14 protein-coding genes, 1 tRNA gene and 1 pseudogene are annotated in these 18840 nt (G+C 64.4%); 9 read left to right on the forward strand and 7 right to left on the reverse strand.

Features of this window, described 5'->3' with window-relative positions; translation table 11 throughout:
- Window positions 1-45: 45 nt before the first annotated feature.
- Both C2H86_RS20070 and acnA read right to left on the reverse strand, forming a co-directional pair.
- Window positions 46-1611, reverse strand: coding sequence for a methyl-accepting chemotaxis protein (locus tag C2H86_RS20070; protein WP_159409490.1), 1566 nt, complete (start codon window positions 1609-1611; stop codon window positions 46-48).
- 299 nt (window positions 1612-1910) lie between these two features.
- Window positions 1911-4652, reverse strand: coding sequence for an aconitate hydratase AcnA (acnA, locus tag C2H86_RS20075; protein ID WP_159409491.1), 2742 nt, complete (start codon window positions 4650-4652; stop codon window positions 1911-1913).
- Between the two features lie 222 nt (window positions 4653-4874).
- Between acnA and rlmM the strand changes: the two genes are divergently transcribed.
- The 3 genes from rlmM to pdxB all read left to right on the forward strand — a co-directional run bounded on the left by rlmM (window position 4875) and on the right by pdxB (window position 7742).
- The gene (gene rlmM, locus C2H86_RS20080; protein WP_159409492.1) at window positions 4875-5939 is read left to right on the forward strand and encodes a 23S rRNA (cytidine(2498)-2'-O)-methyltransferase RlmM; all 1065 of its coding nucleotides are present in this window, start codon (window positions 4875-4877) and stop codon (window positions 5937-5939) included.
- A gap of 357 nt (window positions 5940-6296) precedes the next feature.
- Window positions 6297-6539: a sulfurtransferase TusA gene (gene tusA / locus C2H86_RS20085; RefSeq protein ID WP_027919534.1), complete on the forward strand. Its 243-nt coding sequence runs from the start codon at window positions 6297-6299 to the stop codon at window positions 6537-6539.
- Between the two features lie 60 nt (window positions 6540-6599).
- Window positions 6600-7742, forward strand: coding sequence for a 4-phosphoerythronate dehydrogenase PdxB (gene pdxB, locus C2H86_RS20090; protein WP_159409493.1), 1143 nt, complete (start codon window positions 6600-6602; stop codon window positions 7740-7742).
- A gap of 55 nt (window positions 7743-7797) precedes the next feature.
- On the opposite strand, the gene C2H86_RS28220 is transcribed toward pdxB, so the two are convergent.
- Window positions 7798-7971: a PA1571 family protein gene (locus tag C2H86_RS28220; RefSeq protein WP_205524556.1), complete on the reverse strand. Its 174-nt coding sequence runs from the start codon at window positions 7969-7971 to the stop codon at window positions 7798-7800.
- Window positions 7972-8176: 205 nt separating this feature from the next.
- Here C2H86_RS28220 and C2H86_RS20095 point away from each other — a divergent pair, with 205 nt between their 5' ends.
- From C2H86_RS20095 to mqo, 4 genes and pseudogenes are all read left to right on the forward strand, one after another.
- The gene (locus C2H86_RS20095) at window positions 8177-9940 is read left to right on the forward strand and encodes an ABC transporter transmembrane domain-containing protein (RefSeq protein WP_159409494.1); all 1764 of its coding nucleotides are present in this window, start codon (window positions 8177-8179) and stop codon (window positions 9938-9940) included.
- Between the two features lie 762 nt (window positions 9941-10702).
- Window positions 10703-10813, forward strand: a pseudogene (locus tag C2H86_RS28770) (hypothetical protein); the annotation flags it as partial.
- A 228-nt stretch (window positions 10814-11041) separates the two neighbouring features.
- Complete coding sequence (locus C2H86_RS28775; protein WP_430738597.1) at window positions 11042-11746, forward strand: methyl-accepting chemotaxis protein; 705 nt, start codon at window positions 11042-11044, stop codon at window positions 11744-11746.
- A gap of 187 nt (window positions 11747-11933) precedes the next feature.
- On the forward strand, window positions 11934-13517 hold the full coding sequence (gene mqo / locus C2H86_RS20105) for a malate dehydrogenase (quinone) (RefSeq protein WP_159409496.1): 1584 nt from the start codon (window positions 11934-11936) through the stop codon (window positions 13515-13517).
- 52 nt (window positions 13518-13569) lie between these two features.
- Here the strand turns inward: mqo and C2H86_RS20110 are convergent.
- Both C2H86_RS20110 and C2H86_RS20115 read right to left on the reverse strand, forming a co-directional pair.
- Window positions 13570-13646: transfer RNA gene (locus C2H86_RS20110), tRNA-Pro, on the reverse strand.
- Window positions 13647-13725: 79 nt separating this feature from the next.
- Window positions 13726-13947 (reverse strand): YgdI/YgdR family lipoprotein, encoded by a 222-nt coding sequence (locus tag C2H86_RS20115; protein ID WP_110631211.1) that lies wholly within the window; start codon window positions 13945-13947, stop codon window positions 13726-13728.
- Window positions 13948-14115: 168 nt separating this feature from the next.
- On the opposite strand from C2H86_RS20115, the gene moaB reads away from it, so the two are divergent.
- Window positions 14116-14655 carry a molybdenum cofactor biosynthesis protein B gene (moaB, locus tag C2H86_RS20120; RefSeq protein ID WP_085674853.1) on the forward strand — a complete coding sequence of 180 codons (540 nt, stop codon included), beginning with the start codon at window positions 14116-14118 and terminating at the stop codon, window positions 14653-14655.
- A complete protein-coding gene (locus C2H86_RS20125) occupies window positions 14639-15865 on the forward strand; it encodes a molybdopterin molybdotransferase MoeA (protein WP_159409497.1) in 1227 nt (408 codons plus the stop codon). Before moaB ends, C2H86_RS20125 begins: the two co-directional genes overlap by 17 nt.
- On the opposite strand, the gene C2H86_RS20130 is transcribed toward C2H86_RS20125, so the two are convergent.
- Together C2H86_RS20130 and C2H86_RS20135 are read right to left on the reverse strand one after the other, a co-directional pair.
- Window positions 15854-17101: a glycosyltransferase family 4 protein gene (locus tag C2H86_RS20130; protein ID WP_159409498.1), complete on the reverse strand. Its 1248-nt coding sequence runs from the start codon at window positions 17099-17101 to the stop codon at window positions 15854-15856. The two genes, C2H86_RS20125 and C2H86_RS20130, sit on opposite strands and share 12 nt — an antisense overlap.
- A 51-nt stretch (window positions 17102-17152) precedes the next feature.
- Window positions 17153-18607 (reverse strand): mannose-1-phosphate guanylyltransferase/mannose-6-phosphate isomerase, encoded by a 1455-nt coding sequence (locus C2H86_RS20135; protein ID WP_159409499.1) that lies wholly within the window; start codon window positions 18605-18607, stop codon window positions 17153-17155.
- Between the last annotated feature and the right edge of the window lie 233 nt (window positions 18608-18840).

Here is an 18840-nt window from a genome sequence, read left to right on the forward strand (position 1 = left end):
GAAAGGGCCGCAAGGCCGCTCCTACAGTGACCGCGTAGGCCAGAACTAGCGGTTGAAGCGCTCCACCAGCGAATACTGCCCGCCGGCAGTGCTGGTCAGCTCTTCGCTGAGCTGCGCCGAATGCTGCGCCTGCTCGGCTGTCTGGTCGGCGAGCTGGGCGATGGTGCTGATGTTGCGGCTGATCTCGTCGGCCACTGCAGTCTGCTCTTCGGTGGCGGCGGCGATCTGGGTCGCCATGTCTGTGATGTTGGCCACTGCTTCGCTGATCCCAACCAGTGCCTGGTCCGCCTGCATGACGCGCTCGACGCCTTCCTGGGCCTGGCGGTGGCCGGTTTCCATGGTCAGCACGGCGTTGTTGGCCGTTTGTTGCAGCTTGGCGATCAGACCGTGGATCTGCCCGGTCGATTCGGCGGTGCGTTGGGCCAGCTGGCGTACCTCGTCGGCGACCACGGCGAAACCACGGCCCATCTCGCCGGCACGGGCCGCTTCGATGGCGGCGTTGAGCGCCAGCAGGTTGGTCTGGTCGGCGATGCCCTTGATCACATCGACCACGCCACCGATTTCGTCACTGTCCTTGGCCAGTTGGGTCACGGTCTGGCCGGTCTCACCCACGGCGCTCGACAGGCGCTCGATGGCATCACGGGTTTCCCCGGCGATCTGCCGGCCCTGGCTGGTCAGGCGGTTGGCTTCCTGGGTGGCGTCAGCGGTGCGTTGCACGTGGTTGGCCACTTCCTGGGTGGTAGCGGCCATCTGGTTGACGGCGGCAGCGACCTGCTCTGTCTCCACGCGCTGGCGCTCCAGGCCCGAGGAGCTCTTGTGCGCCAAGGCATCGGACTGGCGGGCCTGGTCGCTGAGGTGCTCGGCGCTGTCCTGCAGGCGAGTCAGGCACGTCTTCATGCGCGCGTCCTGGCTGAGCATGGCCATCTCCAGGCGTGCCTGCACGCCACGGCTGTCGGTGTACATCTGCGCGATCAGCGGGTCGGAGGTGGTCTGCTCGGCCAGGCGCAACAGGCGTTTGAGGCCACGCTGCTGCCAGCTCAGGCCGAACAGGCCGAGCGGTACCGACAGGCCGGCGGCCAGAGCGAAGCCCCAGGAGTGGCCGAGCCAGTTGCCAATCAGGAAACCGACCTGGCTGACCAGGATGAACGGCAACCAGTCCTGCAGCACCGGCAGCCAGCGATCACGGCGCGGGATGGCAGGCTTGCCGTCGTTGATGCGCTGGTACAGGGCCTCGGCACGGCGGATCTGCTCGGCGGTCGGTTTGACGCGCACCGACTCGAAACCGACGACCTGGTTGTTCTCGAAAATCGGCGTGACGTAGGCGTTGACCCAGTAGTGGTCGCCGGATTTGCAACGGTTCTTGACGATGCCCATCCACGGCAAGCCTTGCTTGAGGGTTTGCCACATGTGGGCGAACACTGCCGTTGGCACATCGGGGTGACGCACCAGGTTGTGGGGGGCGCCAATCAGCTCTTCGCGGGTGAAACCGCTGATCTCGACGAACGCATCGTTGCAGTAGGTGATCACACCCTTGGCATTGGTGGTGGAGATCAACCGTTGTTGGGCAGGGAAAGTCCGTTCCCTCTGGGTAATCGGCTGGTTGTTGCGCATGAGCTGAATAGTCCGTAAGGCTTTCGACAGGTATCGGCAAGCCACTGGTTTTATTGAATGGATATTTGACTTCGTTGATCTGGGGCAATTGACCGCTGTTGCGGACGCGTTATGGGAAACTTGGCGTTCGCAGCGGATTGCCTATGTTTGTGACCATTTGCTGACAAATTGAGGGCATGATGACTGACCGGCCATTAAAGTGCTACTGCCGGGTGCCTGACGTCGTTTTGTGCTGGTGCGTGGATCGAGCGCCGCCCGCGCGGCGCTCGATCTCACAGACGCCGCTACTCCCAAGCCAATCAGCTGCGAATCATCTGCCGCAGCACATAATGCAGAATCCCCCCTGACTTGAAGTACTCCACTTCGTTGAGGGTATCGATCCGGCAGAGCACTTCGATCTGCTGCTGTTGCCCATCCTCGCGGGTGATCCGCAGCGGCAGGCTCATGCCTGGTTTGATCTGCGCGCCACTGAGGCCCAGCAGGTCGATCTGCTCCTTGCCGGTCAGCCCCAGTTGCTTGCGGTCCTGCCCGGCCTTGAACTGCAGTGGCAGCACGCCCATGCCCACCAGGTTGGAGCGATGAATGCGTTCGAAACTCTCCGCCAGTACGGCCTTGACCCCCAGCAGGTTGGTGCCCTTGGCCGCCCAGTCGCGGCTGGAGCCGGTGCCATATTCCTGACCGGCGATCACCACCAGCGGCGTGCCCTCGGCCTGGTAGCGCATGGCGGCGTCATAGATTGACAGCTTCTCGCCACTGGGCACGTGCACCGTGTTGCCACCTTCCTCGCCCGCCAGCATCTCGTTGCGGATGCGGATGTTGGCGAAGGTGCCGCGCATCATCACCTCGTGGTTGCCGCGCCGCGAGCCGTAAGAGTTGAAGTCACGAGGTTCCACGCCCTTGCTGCGCAAGTAGCGCCCGGCCGGGCTGTCGGCCTTGATGTTGCCGGCCGGTGAGATGTGGTCGGTGGTGACCGAATCACCGAGCAGGGCGAGGATGCGCGCACCGTGGATGTCGTCGATCTCGGGCAGCGGCCCGCCGATGGCGTCGAAGAAGGGTGGGTGCTGGATGTAGGTCGAGTCGTCCTGCCAGATGTAAGTGGCAGCCTGGGGTACCTCGATGGCCTGCCACTGGGCGTCGCCGGCGAAGACTTCGGCGTACTCCTTGTGGAACATAGCCGTGTCGACCTTGCCCACCGCCTCGGCGATTTCTTGCTGGCTTGGCCAGATGTCGCGCAGGTACACCGGCTGGCCATCCTTGCCAGTGCCCAGCGGGTCGCGGGTCAGGTCGATCCGCACGCTGCCCGCCAGGGCATACGCCACTACCAGGGGCGGCGAGGCCAGCCAGTTGGTCTTCACCAGTGGGTGCACGCGGCCTTCGAAGTTGCGGTTGCCCGACAGCACCGAGGCGACCGTGAGGTCGGCACTGCCGATGGCTTTCTCGATGGCTTCATCTAGCGGGCCTGAGTTGCCGATGCAGGTGGTGCAGCCATAGCCGACCAGGTCGAAACCAAGCTGGTCGAGGTAAGGCGTGAGGCCCGCGGCCTTGTAGTAGTCGGTGACTACCTTGGAGCCCGGGGCCAGCGAGCTCTTGACCCAGGGTTTGCGCTGCAGGCCTTTTTCCAGGGCTTTCTTCGCGACCAGGCCGGCCGCCATCATCACGCTCGGGTTGGAGGTATTGGTGCAGGAGGTGATCGCGGCGATCACCACGGCGCCGTCGCGCAGGGTGTGGGTCTGGCCGCCGTGACTGTAGTCAATTTCACCAGCCTGGTCGGCGTTGCCCACCGCCACGCCGCCGCCACCTTCGCTTTCCAGGCGGCCGACTTCCTTGGCCAGCGGCTTGGGCTGCAGTTCGATGAAGTGGTCGAAGGCCTGACTGACCTGGCCCAAGGCAACCCGGTCCTGGGGCCGTTTGGGCCCGGCCAGGCTGGCCTCGACGTCGTGCATGTCGAGGGCCAGGGTGTCGCTGAACAGCGGCTCCTGGCCGGGTTCGCGCCACAGGCCCTGGGCCTTGCAGTACTGTTCCACCAGTTGCACGGCCTCGCTCGGCCGGCCGGAAAGGCGCAGGTAGTCGAGGGTCACCTGGTCGACCGGGAAGAAGCCGCAGGTGGCGCCATATTCCGGTGCCATGTTGGCGAGGGTGGCACGGTCGGCCAGCGGCAGGTCGGCCAGGCCGTCGCCATAGAACTCGACGAACTTGCCGACCACGCCTTTCTTGCGCAGCATCTGCGTCACCGTCAGCACCAGGTCGGTGGCGGTGATGCCTTCGCGCAGCTTGCCGGTGAGCTTGAAACCGATCACTTCGGGGATCAGCATCGACACCGGCTGGCCGAGCATGGCCGCTTCCGCCTCGATGCCGCCGACGCCCCAGCCGAGCACGCCGAGGCCGTTGATCATGGTGGTGTGCGAGTCGGTGCCGACCAGGGTGTCGGGGAAGGCATAGGTGTGGCCATCGGCGTCGCGGGTCCATACCGTGCGTCCGAGGTATTCCAGGTTGACCTGGTGGCAGATACCGGTGCCCGGCGGTACCACGCGGAAGTTGTCGAACGCGCTCTGGCCCCAGCGCAGGAAGGCATAGCGCTCGCCATTGCGCTGCATTTCGATGTCGACGTTCTGGGTGAAGGCCTGTGGCGTGGCGTAGCGGTCGACCATCACCGAGTGGTCGATCACCAGGTCCACCGGCGACAGCGGGTTGATCCGCTGCGGGTCGCCGCCGGCCTTGGCCATGGCGGCGCGCATGGCGGCCAGGTCGACCACTGCCGGCACGCCGGTGAAGTCCTGCATCAGCACCCGTGCCGGGCGATACTGGATTTCGCGGTCGGAGCGGCGCTCCTGCAGCCAGCCGGCGAGGGCGCGCAGGTCATCGGTGCCGACGGTCTCGCCGTCTTCCCAGCGCAGCAGGTTTTCCAGGAGTACCTTGAGCGACATGGGCAGGTGCTGCAGATCGCCCAGCTGCCGACCGGCTTCGGCGAGGCTGTAATAGTGATAGGTGCGGTCAGCCACCTGGAGGGTCTTGAGGGTGTTCAGGCTATCGAGCGAGGGCATTGCCAACTCCTTGTGCGGCGGGGCCCGGCACGGCTGCTTGTGGCCGGTGCCACCGCGCTGTTTCGGCCCGCACGGCACGGACCTGGCTGAATGGTCAGGTTAGCTCCGTTTGGTGCCCCTGACTCTTTTCTGGACCGGCGGGGCATGTCGCAGGTTCCGATCTTCCTTTATCATCGCCGCCCTGCCGGCGCCCGTGGTGCGCCAGCCGTAGTGGAGTGAGAGATGAATACCCTGTTCATGCATTGCCGGCCCGGTTTCGAGGGTGAAGTCTGCGCCGAGATCAGCGAACATGCCGCCCAGCTGGGTGTGGCCGGTTATGCCAAGGGCAAGCCGCAGAGCGCTTGTGCCGAGTTCGTCTGCGCCGAGGCCGAAGGTGCCGAGCGCCTGATGGCCCAGCTGCGCTTCGCGCAACTGATCTTCCCACGCCAGTGGGCGCGGGGCACGTATATCGAGCTGCCGGAAACCGACCGCATCAGCGTGCTGCTGGCGCATCTGGCCGAGCACCCGGTGTTCGGCAGCCTGTGGCTGGAGGTACTGGACAGCAACGAAGGCAAGGAGCTTTCGACCTTCTGCCGCAAGTTCGAAGTGCCGTTGCGCAAGGCCCTGGAAAAGGCCGGCCGCCTGGTCGACAACGCCAGCCTGCCGCGCCTGCTGCTGACGTTCATCAGTGGCCGCCGGGTATTCGTCGGCGTGGCTGAGGCGAACAACAGCGCGCTGTGGCCGATGGGCATCCCGCGGCTGAAGTTCCCGCGTGAGGCGCCAAGCCGTTCGACCCTCAAGCTGGAAGAGGCCTGGCACCAGTTCATCCCGCGTGAGCAGTGGGAGCAGCGCCTGGGTGACGATATGCGGGGTGTCGATCTGGGTGCTTCGCCAGGCGGTTGGACTTACCAGCTGGTACGCCGTGGCATGCTGGTCACCGCCATCGACAATGGGCCGATGGCCGAAAGCCTGATGGAAACCGGGCTGGTAGAGCACCTGATGGCGGACGGTTTCACCTGGCAACCGAAGCAGCCGGTGGACTGGATGGTCTGCGATATCGTCGAGAAGCCGGCGCGGACCACCTCGCTGATCGAGACCTGGCTGGGGGAGGGGTTGTGCCGTGAGGCGGTGGTCAACCTGAAGTTGCCGATGAAGCAGCGCTATGCCGAGGTGCGGCGGTTGCTGGACCGTATGGAGGCGACGTTCAAGGCGCGCAAGATCAAGGTGTCCATTGCCTGCAAGCAGCTGTATCACGACCGCGAAGAAGTGACGTGCCACCTGCGTAGGCTTGATTTGAAACCGCGTTGAGTTGCCAGGTGCAGGCCTTGAGTGGTGCGTGAGTGTCGAGAGCGAGCGCCGCCCGCGCGGCGCATCGCGAGCTTTGCTCGCTCCTACGTTTGTTTCGGGCCAATTATTCCTGTGGGATTTGCGCGCGAACGCCTTGGCGCATGGCTCGCTATCGCGTCGTATAAATCAGGCGGTCGCGCGCGCCTGTCACAGGCGTTACTGGCCCGAAACAAACGTAGGAGCGAGCAAAGCTCGCGATGCGCCGCGCGGGCGGCGCTCGATCTCGACGCACACGCACCACTGAAGGCATGCACCAGCGCCCCCTCTTGGTCGACACGACCGGATGCGCCACAATAGCGATCATTTGCGGAGCCCCCCATGACCGATTTCACCCCCGATGCCATCCTCGACGCCACCGGCCTGAACTGCCCGGAACCGGTGATGATGCTGCACCAGCACGTGCGCAACCTGGCCGCTGGCGGCCTGCTCAAGGTCATCGCCACCGACCCGTCGACCCGCCGTGACATCCCCAAATTCTGCAACTTCCTCGGCCACGAATTGCTGCAGCAGCAGGAAGAAGCCGGTACCTACCTGTACTGGATCCGCAAGAAAGCCGACTGAGCCGCGCTGGAACACACTTCCCGTAGCGCCTACACTGCGCTCCCCAGACAGGAGAGCGCCATGCTGATAGTTGCCGACGAGAATATCCCGCTGCTCGATGCCTTCTTCGAAGGCTTCGGCGAGATCCGCCGTTATCCCGGCCGCAGCCTCGACGCCGCCAGCGTCAAGGATGCCGATGTGCTGCTGGTGCGTTCGGTGACCAAGGTCGACCGGCAACTGCTCGAAGGCAGCAAGGTGCGCTTCGTCGGCACCTGCACCATCGGCACCGACCATCTGGACCTGGACTACTTCGCCGAAGCGGGCATCCACTGGAGCAGCGCGCCGGGCTGCAATGCCCGTGGCGTGGTCGATTACGTGCTGGGCAGCCTGCTGACCCTGGCCGACCTGGACGGCGTGGCACTGGCGCAACGCACCTACGGTGTGGTGGGCGCTGGCGAAGTCGGTGGCCGCCTGGTGCGTGTGCTGCACGGCCTGGGCTGGAAGGTGCTGGTCTGCGACCCGCTGCGCCAGGCCGCCGAGGGTGGCGACTTCGTCAGCCTGGCGACGATCCTTGAACAGTGCGACGTGATCAGCCTGCACACCCCGCTGCAGCGTGGCGGTGAGCATCCGACCTGGCACCTGCTCGGCGAAGCGCAGCTGGCGCAGCTGCGCCCCGGCGCCTGGCTGATCAACGCTAGCCGCGGGCCGGTGGTGGACAACGCGGCGCTGCGTGAGCTGCTGCTGGATCGCGAAGACGTGCACGCGGTGCTCGATGTCTGGGAAGGCGAGCCGCAGGTCGACCTGCAATTGGCAGACCTGTGCACCCTGGCCACGCCGCACATTGCCGGCTACAGCCTGGACGGCCGCCAGCGTGGCACGGCGCAGATCTATCAGGCCTTGTGCCGCTACCTGGGCGAAGCCGTAAGCGTGCAGCTGGCCGATCTGCTGCCGCCGCCGCCGTTGGCGCAGATCGAGCTGGACGGCACGGCGGAGCCTGCCTGGGCCCTGGCGGCGCTGTGCCGGGCAGTGTATGACCCACGGCGTGACGATGCCGATTTCCGTCGCAGCCTTAGCGACGATGTGGCCGAGCAGCGGGCGGCGTTCGACCAGTTGCGCAAGCAGTATCCGCCACGGCGGGAGATCGAAGGGTTGGCGGTGCGCGTGAGGGGCGAGGCGCCGCAGTTGGCGCAGATGGTCAATGCCTTGGGTGGCGTGCTGGCCTGATCACCGGTCAAAATAAAAAACCCGGCGTAAAGCCGGGTTTCAAAGGATTCGTGCTTCAGCCCTGACGTACTTTCTTCACGCGGCTGTCTTCCAGGTTCTTGCAGGCCTGCTGGATCATCTGCTCGGTGATCTCGATCTCGCGGCCCTGGGCGTCGATGATCGAACCACAGGCCTTGGGTTGTGGTTTGTTCTCAGATTTCACGGTGTCGCTGCCATGTTGCAAGCTCATAGAATATCTCCTCATCAGGTTCAGGATCAGGTTAAACCTGCGCCGTGACTGGCCTGTTACAAAAGTTATCGTGTGCACCAAGGCCTGCACAGTCCAGCAGAAAGCGCGGCAAAGCTCCAGAGGCCTGTTAGATCGATGGGTTATAGGCACGCCCAACGTGGATGAATGGTAGTCTTCAATCTTCCTGCGTTCCCTGGTTCACCTCATGCCCGATTCGGCTTCTTCTCGCCAACGCCGTGCCATGCGCCTGGCCTGGCAGTTCATGCGTCCGTACCGTCGCCAGGCCTTGCTGGCCTTGCTGGCGCTGGTCGTCACCGCCGGCATCACCCTGTCCATGGGCCAGGGTATCCGCCTGCTGGTCGATCAGGGTTTCATGACCCGCTCAGCGCACCAGTTGAACCAGACCATCGGCCTGTTCCTGGTGCTGGTAGTGGCCCTGGCGGCAGGCACGTTCAGCCGCTTCTACCTGGTGTCGTGGATCGGCGAGCGCTGCGTTGCCGACATCCGTCGCGCGGTTTTCGATCACCTGGTGGGCTTGCATCCAGGCTTTTTCGAGGACAACCGTAGTTCCGAGATCCAGTCACGGCTGACCGCCGACACGACCTTGTTGCAATCGGTGATCGGCTCGTCGCTGTCGATGTTCCTGCGCAATGCACTGATGGTGATCGGTGGCGTGGTGCTGCTGTTCATCACCAACCCCAAGCTCACCAGCATCGTGGTGGTGGCATTGCCGCTGGTGTTGGCGCCGATCCTGCTGTTTGGCCGGCGGGTGCGCAGCCTGTCGCGGCAGAGCCAGGACCGGGTGGCCGATGTCGGCAGCTATGTGGCCGAGACCCTGGGGCAGATCAAGACCGTGCAGGCCTACAACCACCAGGCACTTGACCGCGAGCTGTTCGCCGGTACGGTGGAGGCTGCGTTTGCCGTGGCCCGGCAACGTATCGCCCAGCGTGCCTGGCTGATCACCTTGGTGATCGTGCTGGTGCTGGGCGCGGTTGGCGTCATGCTGTGGGTGGGAGGCATGGATGTGATCGCCGGGCGCATTTCCGCAGGGGAGCTGGCAGCGTTCGTGTTCTACAGCCTGATCGTCGGCAGTGCCTTCGGCACCCTGAGTGAAGTGATCGGCGAGTTACAGCGCGCCGCCGGGGCCGCCGAGCGCATCGCCGAGCTGCTGACGGCGCGCAGCACGATCCTGGCCCCAGCGGCCCCCGTGACACTGGCGCAGCAGCGTGCCAGTGGGCGCATCGAACTGCAGCAGCTGACCTTCGCCTATCCCTCGCGGCCTTCGGTGGCCGCCATCGACCACCTCAGCCTGGCCATCGAGCCAGGCCAGACCGTGGCGTTGGTGGGGCCTTCGGGGGCGGGCAAGTCGACCTTGTTCGACCTGCTCTTGCGCTTCTACGACCCGCAACAGGGGCGCATCCTGCTCGACGGCCAGCCGATCACGGCGCTGGAGCCCGACGACCTGCGCCGTCAGTTCGCCCTGGTGGCGCAGAACCCGTCACTGTTCCGCGGCACGGTGGAGGCCAACATCCGCTACGGTCGGCCCGAGGCGACCCTGGCCGACGTCGAGGCGGCAGCCCAGGGCGCCCACGCCGACGAATTCATCCGGCAACTGCCACAGGGTTACCAGACGCCGCTGGGCGAGGGCGGCATTGGCCTTTCTGGTGGCCAGAAGCAGCGCCTGGCAATCGCCCGAGCGCTGCTGGTGGATGCGCCGATCCTGCTACTCGACGAAGCCACCAGCGCCCTCGATGCGCAAAGCGAGCACCTGATCCAGCAGGCCCTGCCGAGCCTGATGGCCGGGCATACCACGCTGGTCATCGCGCACCGCCTGGCCACGGTGCAGCACGCCGACCGCATCGCGGTGATCGACAAGGGGCGAGTGGTCGCGGTCGGGACGCACCGGCAGCTGGTCGAGGAAAGCCCGCTGTACGCTCGCCTGGCCGAGCTGCAGTTCACCACGGGCTAGGCGTCGTGCACTTGTAACATTTCTGTAGCAATTGCCTGAGAGTATTGAATTCAACTGTTGCGTAAGTGCTCGACCTGGCTGCTATCGATCGATGGCAGCTTTTTTTTGGCCTGCGAACGAGGACAAGGATGTCTGTCGCGGCGCTGCAACGGCGCGCCGTTTCCTTATTCCTTGTTCCCGAGATCCGCGATGTTGCGTAAATCACTCCGAGTGCAAATTCTCACCCTGCTGGGCGGCAGCCTGGCGGCGATGCTGCTGATCGCCCTGGTGTGCTTCCAGTTCCTGTCCTCCAGCGTGCGTGGCTATGGCGAACTGGTGGACGGGCCGCTGCGGGCGTCGCAATTGATCGATGAAGCCAACCTGCAGTTCAAGATCCAGGTGCAGGAATGGAAGAACGTGCTGCTGCGCGGTCGCCAACCGGCCGAGCTGGACAAGTACTGGCAGCAGTTCCAGGCCCGCGAGCAGCAGGTTCAACAGCTGCTTGGGGAGCTGATCGACAGCAGCGATGCCAAGCTCAAGGCACCGCTGCAGCAACTGCGTGACAGCCACCGCCAGCTCGGCCAGGCCTACGAACAAGGGCGTCAGGCATTTCTGGCGGCCGGTGGCGACCCGGTAGCCGGTGACCAGGCAGTGAAGGGCGTGGACCGGGCGGCCAGCGAGCAGATGAGCGCGCTGGTCGAGCAGCTGCGCGCCGAAGCCCGTGGCCGTGCCGCCGAGATCAATGCCGGTGCCGAACGCACCGTGTGGCTCGGCGTGCTGGTAATGCTCGGATCGGCATTGCTGGTCGGCGTGCTCAGCCTGTGGCTGCTTAACCGCAGCCTGATCGAGCCAATTCGCCAACTGATCGAATACGTGGCACAACTCAGCCAGGGCCACTTCGCCGCCCGCGTCGACAGCCGTCGCGAGGACGAACTGGGCCGTCTGGCGCGTGCTGCCAATACCTTGCGCGACTTCCTTGCCGAGACCGTTGGCCGGTTGAAGGACAACGCCCAGGAACTGGAAGGCGCCAGTGGCCAGTTGCGCAGTATCGCCGGTGACATGGCCCGTGGTACCCACGACCAGTTCCAGCGCACCGATCAGGTGGCCACGGCCATGCACGAGATGTCCGCCACCGCCCAGGAAGTGGCCCGCCACGCCGCCGAGGCCGCACGTGCCGCCGACGATGCCGACCACAGCGCCCAGGCGGGCGAACAGGTGATGCAGCAGACCATCGACATCATTGGCGTGGTCAACCGCGAGATCGCCGGCACCGCTGCGGTGATCCGCGACCTGGAAAGTGACAGTTCCCGCATCGGCAAGGTATTGGAAGTGATTCGCGGCATCGCCGAGCAGACCAACCTGCTGGCGCTCAATGCCGCCATCGAAGCGGCCCGTGCGGGTGAGGCCGGGCGTGGCTTTGCCGTGGTCGCCGATGAGGTGCGCAGCCTGGCCCAGCGCACGGCGGCATCGATCGCCGAGATTCACCAGATCATCGAAGCCGTGCAATCGGGCGCTGTGGAGGCGGTCAAGGCCATCGAGAGCGGCCAGCAGCGCAGCGAGGAGGGCGCCGAGCAGGTGCAGCAGGCCGGGCATATGCTGCAACGGATCACCCTGGCGGTGGAGGCGATACGCGACATGAACCGGCAGATCGCCACGGCGGCCGAAGAGCAGACCAGCGTGGCCGAAGACATTTCGCGCAACCTGATCGAAATCACCCGGATCGCCACCGCCAACCAGGAGGCGGTGCAGCATACCGAGCAGGCGGGGCAGCGCCTGCATGGGTTGTCGGGGCAGTTGGGTGAGGTCACCTCGCGGCTGACCGCCTGATCAATGGCCGGGGCTGCGCAGCGGCCCCCTTGGGGGAAACCCGCCATCAAGCAGGATAAAGCCGTTATTCCTGTGGCGGAATGTCGCCATGCGACCCGCTGTCACACCCGTATTCATTGGCCATGACCCAGTTGGCACGCTCCCTGCTCTGTGCGGCGCGCGTGTACACAACAACTGGACAACATCAATGAAGAAATTCCTGCTGACGTTCCTCTGCCTGGGCGTCATCGGCTGCTCCAAACCCGAAGAGCCTGCGAAGACCGTCGATGTGCTGCTGATTGGCGGCGGCATCATGAGCGCGAGCCTGGGCACCTACCTCACCGAGCTGGAGCCGAACTGGAAGGTCGGCGTCTACGAGCGCATGGACCAGGTCGCCGAGGAGAGCTCCAACGCCTGGAACAACGCTGGCACCGGTCATTCGGCGTTCTGCGAGCTGAACTACACCAGCGAAGGCAAGGACGGCAGCATCGACATCAGCAAAGCTGTCGGGGTCAACGAGCAGTTCGAGATCTCCATGCAGTTCTGGGCCTACCAGGTCGAGCAGGGTGTGCTCAGCAACCCGAAGTCGTTCATCAACAACGTGCCGCACATGAGCTTCGTCTGGGGTGACGAGAACATCGCCTTCTTGCACAAGCGCGTTGCTGCCTTGCAGCACAGCTCGCTGTTCCGTGGCATGGAGATCAGCGAAGACCACGAGCAGATCCGCAAGTGGGTGCCTCTGGTGATGGAGGGGCGTGACCCGCAACAGCGGGTGGCCGCCACGCGCATGGCCATCGGTACCGACGTGAACTTCGGCGAGATCACCCGCCAGCTGTTTGCCTCGATGACCCGCAACCCCAATGTCACGCTGCACCTGAGCCATGAAGTGCGCGATATCGTGCGCAATGCTGATGGCACCTGGAAAGTGGTGGTGGCTGACCTTGCCCAAGGCGGCAAGGAGGCTAGCGTCAATGCCCGCTTTGTGTTCATCGGGGCCGGTGGCGGCGCGCTGAAGCTGCTGCAGAAGTCGGGCATCCCTGAGGCGGACGGCTATGCAGGCTTCCCGGTCGGCGGCCAGTTCCTGATGACCGACAACCCGGACATCGTCGCCCGGCACAAGGCCAAGCTGTATGGCAAGGCTTCGGTCGGGGCGCCACCGATGTCGGTACCCCATCTGGACACGCGAGTGATCGATGGCCAGGAGGTGTTGCTGTTCGGCCCATTCGCGACCTTCTCCACCAAGTACCTCAAGCACGGCTCGTTGCTGGACATGTTTGCCTCGCTTACCAGCCACAATATCCTGCCGATGGTGAACGCCGGGATCGATAACTTCGACCTCAGCACCTACCTGATGGGCCAACTGATGCTCAGCTTCGACGACCGCATGCAGGCCCTGCGCGAGTATTTCCCCAATGCCAGGAACGAGGACTGGAAGCTGCTGCAGGCTGGCCAGCGCGTGCAGGTGATCAAGAAGGATCCGGTACTGGGTGGCATCCTGCAGTTCGGTACCGAAGTGGTGGCCGCGCAGGATGGCAGCATCGCCGCGCTGCTGGGGGCTTCGCCGGGCGCCTCGACGGCCGCGCCGATCATGCTGACGGTGCTGGAGAAAACCTTCAAGGACCGCATCAAGATGCCGGAATGGCAGGCGCGCCTGAAGGAAATCGTGCCGAGCTATGGGCAGAAGCTGAACAACGACATCGAGCTGACCAACCGCACCCGTGAGTGGAGCAGCTCGCGTCTGCAGTTGCTGTATGTGCCGGTGCAGGCGGAGCAGGTGACAGCGGTCAACTGATTTCCGAGGCACAACAAAAAGCCCGCGCAAGGCGGTCTTTTTGCTGAGATCTTGGTCGGAGAGACAGGATTCGAACCTGCGGCCTTCTCGTCCCGAACGAGACGCGCTACCTGGCTGCGCTACACTCCGATGACCAAAATCCTACTGCATAGCATTTTTGGCGGCAAGCCCTTGTTGTTGACAGGGCTTGCCCACCAGAACACCCGGGTCAGAGCTCCTTGACGGTGCGGATCTGGTCCTTGTTCAGGCGCGTGCGCTTGCCGTCGAGCTGTTCGAATTCGTAGAAACCGGAGTCCTCGTCATAGGAGGGGGTATCCACTGCCTGGATTTCGCGGCCGTCGTTCAGGGTGATCACGGTCGGCGATGCACAGCCAGCGAGGGCGCCAAGGCCCAAGGCGAGCAGGAAGGCGGGAAGGGTCCGTTGAATCATCGTGTTTCTCCAGTGCGATGGTGCAAGATGACTTTATGACGCAGGGCGTCCACGCAAGTTCCTTTTACATTCCAGCATAGCCGCAAGCCAGGGTTATTGACCTGTGACGGCCTGCACGGCTGCCTGTGATATAACTGCGTCCATCCCCTTTCCCTGCGACGGACACCCATGAAAGCCAAGGCAGATACCCCCTTCGTGGCGCTGAACATTGCCGTGCTCACGGTCAGCGACACCCGCACATTTGAAACCGACACCTCCGGGCAGACCTTCGTCGACCGCCTCACCGCCGCTGGCCACACGCTGGCCGCGCGCGTGCTGCTCAAGGACGACCTGTACAAGATCCGCGCCCAGGTCGCCACCTGGATCGCCGACGACAGCGTGCAGGTGGTGCTGATCACCGGTGGTACCGGCTTTACCGGCCGTGACAGTACCCCGGAGGCGGTCGCCTGCCTGCTGGATAAGCAGGTCGAGGGCTTCGGTGAACTGTTCCGGCAGATTTCCGTGGCCGATATCGGCACCTCCACCGTGCAATCGCGGGCCCTGGCCGGTCTGGCCAACGGCACCCTGGTGTGCTGCCTGCCGGGCTCGACCAATGCCGTGCGCACCGGTTGGGACGGCATTCTCGCCGAGCAGCTGGATGCCCGCCATCGGCCGTGCAATTTCGTCGCCCACCTGAAACAGGCAGCGGCCTGTGACAGCCGTGGCTGAGGCGCCTGCTGCCCGGCCACTGATGCCGGTGGAAGAAGCCCTGGAGCGACTGCTGGCGCTGGCAGAGGCTGCGCCAATCAGGGAAACCGAAATCGTCTCGCTGGCCGAGGCCGAAGGCCGCGTGCTGGCCACCGAGCTGGTGGCCACGCTTGACCTGCCGCCGTGGCCGAACAGCGCCATGGATGGTTACGCCTTGCGCCTGGCCGATCTCCAGGGCGAGCCTTTGCCGGTCAGTCAGCGGATCTTCGCCGGGCATGCTCCCGAGCCCCTGCAGCCCGGCACCTGTGCGCGCATTTTCACTGGTGCGCCAATGCCGGCAGGTGCCGACTGCGTCGAGATGCAGGAAAACACCGAGGTGCTGGAAGATGGTCGAGTGCGCTTCCTCGAAGCGCTAACACTTGATCAGAACGTTCGCCCACAGGGCCAGGAAACCCGCAAGGGCGAGCAGGTGATGGTCGCTGGCACGCGGCTCGGTCCTATCGAGCTGGGCCTGGCAGCAACCCTTGGCCATGCGCAGTTGCGGGTGGTGCGGCGGGTACGGGTGGCGGTGCTGTCCACTGGCGATGAGCTGGTCGAGCCTGGCCTGCCACTGGGCCCGGGGCAGATCTACAACAGCAACCGGCGCTTGCTGGTCAGCTGGCTGCAGCGGCTGGGCTGCGAAGTGCGCGACATGGGCATTCTCCCCGATGACCTGGAACGTACCCGCGAATGCCTGGGTGGACTGGGCGATGTCGACCTGATCCTCTCCACTGGCGGTGTTTCCGTGGGCGAGGCCGACTACCTCGGTGCCGCATTGCGCGAAGCGGGCCAGCTGGCCTTGTGGAAGCTGGCGATCAAGCCTGGCAAGCCGCTGACCTTCGGGCATTACCGCGGTGTGCCGGTAATCGGCTTGCCCGGCAACCCGGCTTCGACCCTGGTGACGTTCGGCCTGTTGACGCGGCCCTACCTGCTGCGCCGCCAGGGCGTGGCCGATGTCACGCCGCTGCGTTTCGATGTTCCGGCCGGCTTCGAATGGACCAAGGCTGGCACGCGTCGCGAGTACCTGCGTGCGCGCATCGACAATGGCCAGGTGCGCATCTACAAGAACCAGAGCTCCGGTGTGCTGCGCAGTGCGGCCTGGGCCGAGGGGCTGGTGGAGGTGCGTGAGGGCAGCACGCCGAAGCCGGGCGACAGCGTGCCGTTCATACCGCTGAGCGAACTACTCGGCTGAGCGACCGAGCCAGGCGCCACCGCCCTGGGTGGCGTCGGCCGGTGCCGACTGGGTGAGGCGCATGTGCACGGTTTCCAGTTGCTGGGCGGCCACGCTCCAGTCGTGGCGATTGCGGGCAAACTGGCGGCCGGCCTCGCTCAATTGGCACATGCGCCACGGCTGGTTGAGCAGTTGTGTGACCAGCAGCGCCAACTGGTCACCGTCGTCACTGCCCAGGTAATGCTCGCCGTTGTTGGCGGCCAGGCCTGATACGCCTTTGTCGGTACTGATCACCGGCAGCCCGGCGGCCATGGCTTCGAGGATCTTCACCTTGGAGCCACCGGCATAGCGCAAGGGTGCAAAGAACAGCGCGGAACGGCGCTGCAGTTCGCGCAGGTCAGGGCGATAGCCGACCCACTCGATGCGTGGGTCGTTCCAGCGCAGTTTCCAGCTGATCGGCAGGGCATGCCCGGCGATGGCCAGGCGTACCGCCGGGTTGCTCATCCACACCTGGGGCAGGATTTCTTCCAGGGCCCATTCGATGGCTTCGACATTGGCGGCGTACTCGAAGTTGCCCACGAACAGCAGGCGCTGGCTGTGCAGGGCCGGGTGGACGTTCTGGTAGTAATCGCAATCGACGCCGTTGACCACCACATTGACCGGGCGGCCGCTGACCTGGCTGATCAGCTCGGCATCATGCGGGCTCACCGCTACCACTTCGGTGGGTTGGCGCAGCACGCGCTGCTCCCAGCGCCGATAGCGCCAACGGTCGAAGGCATTGAGCGGGCGCAGCCACAGCGGCAGGCGGTCATGGCAGGCGGCACCGGTCACCGACTCCAGGTTGTGTTCGCTGAGCATGTAGGGCAGCTCGCGTGCCTGCAGTGCTTTTTCGAACGGCTGGAAGCTATAGCTGTGCTCGATCTGGATGACGTCCCAGGGTTCGTCCAGCAATTGCTCGAACTGGTGCCGCAAGCCAGGGGCCAGGCCGTTGATGATGGCCCGCATCGGGTAATCGATGATGGGTGAGGCGAGCAGGTTGAGCGGGCTGTGCAGTGGGCGCCGGGGCAGCACGATCAAGCGATCGAGCAAGGGTTCGAGGGCTTCGCGGGCGGCATCGCACAAGGGGATTTTCGACTGCACCAGCAAGGTGATCCGGTGGCCCTGCTGCGCGAGGGCGCGCAGCAGGTGGTATTGCCGGGTCTTGCTGCCACTGGTGGTGGGCCAGGGCAGGTAAGGCAGAGTCCAGAGAATACGCATGAACCGGAAACCTCGCTGAAGGCTGCGGACAAAAAACGCGTCCGCCAGCCTTCAGCCGATGGCTGCCGCCGGGACGCGTCCATAGATATCAGTAAAGCGCACGATGTCATCTTCGCCCAGGTACTCGCCGCTCTGGACTTCGATCATTACCAGGTCGATCACGCCGGGGTTGGTCAGGCGGTGAGTGCGGCCGGGTTTGATGAAGGTCGACTCGTTGGTGTCGAGCAGAAACTCTTCTTCGCCGTTGGTCACGCAGGCCATGCCGCTGACGATGATCCAGTGCTCGCTGCGGTGATGGTGCATCTGCAGCGACAGCGATTCGCCAGGGCGCACCATGATCCGCTTGATCTTGAAGCGCGGGCCTTCCTCGAGCACGGTGTACGTGCCCCAGGGGCGGGTGACGGTGCGGTGCAGGCGGTAGGCTTCATGGCCTTGGTGCTTGAGCTGCTGGGCTATCACCTTGACCTCCTGGCTGCGCGCGGCGTCGGCGATCAGCAAGGCATCGGGGGTGTCGATGACGATCAGGTTGTCCAGGCCGACGGCGCCGACCAGGCGCTTTGGTGAGTCGATGTAGCAGTTGGTCACGTCGTGCAGCACCGCTTCACCGTTGCAGTGGTTGCCGGCGTCGTCGGTGTTACGCAGTTCGCGCACCGCCTCCCAGCTGCCGATATCGCTCCAGCCCAGTTCGCAAGGCACCACGGCAACCTTGTCGGATCGCTCCATCAAGGCGTAGTCGATGGAGATGTCCTCGGCCAGGGCGAAGCTGTCCGGGTCCAGTTCCACCTGCAGTGCCTTGTTGCCCTGCTTGGTCGCGCTCTGCTCCAGGCAGCAGGTCACGCAGGCCAGCAGTTCCGGGGCATGCGCCTGCAGTTCGGCGAGTACGGTGCCAGCACGCAGGCAGAACATGCCGGCATTCCACAGGTGGCGGCCGCCTTCGAGGTAGTCGCGGGCGGTGAGGGCATCGGGCTTCTCCACGAAGCAGGCGACCTGATGCGCATGATTGCCGATGGCCTCGCCTTGCTCGATGTAACCGAAGCCGGTTTCGGCGCGGCTTGGCAGCAGGCCAAAGGTGGCCAGCCAGCCTTCGTTGGCCAGTTGCCGGGCGTGCTCGACGGCGGTGGCGAAGGCCTCGGCGTCCTGGATCAGATGGTCGGCCGGCAACACCAGCAGCACGCTGTCGTGGCCGTAATGCCTGGCACAGTGCAGCGCGGCGGCAGCGATCGCGGGCGCAGTGTTGCGGCCGTTGGTTTCCAGCAGGTAGTCGAGGGCGAGGTTGTCGGGATTGACCAGGCGGTACTCGTCCTGGGTGCGGAAGAACACTTCGCGGTTGGTCACCGTCAGTATCCGCTCGATGCCTGGTAGCGCCGCAGCTCGGGTGAAGGTTTTCTGCAGCAGGCTCTGGCCATCGGGCAAGCGCATGAAGGGTTTGGGCATGGCTTCGCGAGAAACCGGCCACAGGCGGGTGCCGGCACCGCCGGCGATGATGCAGGGGATCAGAACGCTCATTTCACAGCCTCGACTCATGGCGCTGGTTACAGCGCAGGGAAGGGGAACTTCGCGACCTGTCACGGTTTTGGCGGAAAAGTCAAAAAACCGACTTTTTACTGAAGCTTCGTCCATGAAGGCCAAATTTTTGTCGATCATGCGCCCGATGAGAAATGCTTTCAATGATATTTATGTGAATCTGACAGTTTTTCTGCTCGACCCTGCGCTCGGTCAATGTCCGACCTAAAGCAGAT

The sequence above is a fragment of the Pseudomonas putida genome (assembly GCF_009883635.2).
Lineage (GTDB): Bacteria > Pseudomonadota > Gammaproteobacteria > Pseudomonadales > Pseudomonadaceae > Aquipseudomonas > Aquipseudomonas putida_W.

Excerpts from the sequence above, each read along its gene's own strand:
- C2H86_RS20135 (WP_159409499.1), bottom strand. The coding sequence starts at position 18,607 with ATGAGCGTTCTGATCCCCTGCATCATCGCCGGCGGTGCCGGCACCCGC.
- C2H86_RS20130 (WP_159409498.1), bottom strand. The coding sequence starts at position 17,101 with ATGCGTATTCTCTGGACTCTGCCTTACCTGCCCTGGCCCACCACCAGT.
- C2H86_RS28220 (WP_205524556.1), bottom strand. The coding sequence starts at position 7,971 with ATGAGCTTGCAACATGGCAGCGACACCGTGAAATCTGAGAACAAACCA.
- pdxB (WP_159409493.1), top strand. The coding sequence starts at position 6,600 with ATGCTGATAGTTGCCGACGAGAATATCCCGCTGCTCGATGCCTTCTTC.
- mqo (WP_159409496.1), top strand. The coding sequence starts at position 11,934 with ATGAAGAAATTCCTGCTGACGTTCCTCTGCCTGGGCGTCATCGGCTGC.
- C2H86_RS20095 (WP_159409494.1), top strand. The coding sequence starts at position 8,177 with ATGCCCGATTCGGCTTCTTCTCGCCAACGCCGTGCCATGCGCCTGGCC.
- C2H86_RS20115 (WP_110631211.1), bottom strand. The coding sequence starts at position 13,947 with ATGATTCAACGGACCCTTCCCGCCTTCCTGCTCGCCTTGGGCCTTGGC.
- C2H86_RS28775 (WP_430738597.1), top strand. The coding sequence starts at position 11,042 with ATGTCCGCCACCGCCCAGGAAGTGGCCCGCCACGCCGCCGAGGCCGCA.
- moaB (WP_085674853.1), top strand. The coding sequence starts at position 14,116 with ATGAAAGCCAAGGCAGATACCCCCTTCGTGGCGCTGAACATTGCCGTG.
- tusA (WP_027919534.1), top strand. The coding sequence starts at position 6,297 with ATGACCGATTTCACCCCCGATGCCATCCTCGACGCCACCGGCCTGAAC.
- C2H86_RS20070 (WP_159409490.1), bottom strand. The coding sequence starts at position 1,611 with ATGCGCAACAACCAGCCGATTACCCAGAGGGAACGGACTTTCCCTGCC.
- rlmM (WP_159409492.1), top strand. The coding sequence starts at position 4,875 with ATGAATACCCTGTTCATGCATTGCCGGCCCGGTTTCGAGGGTGAAGTC.
- acnA (WP_159409491.1), bottom strand. The coding sequence starts at position 4,652 with ATGCCCTCGCTCGATAGCCTGAACACCCTCAAGACCCTCCAGGTGGCT.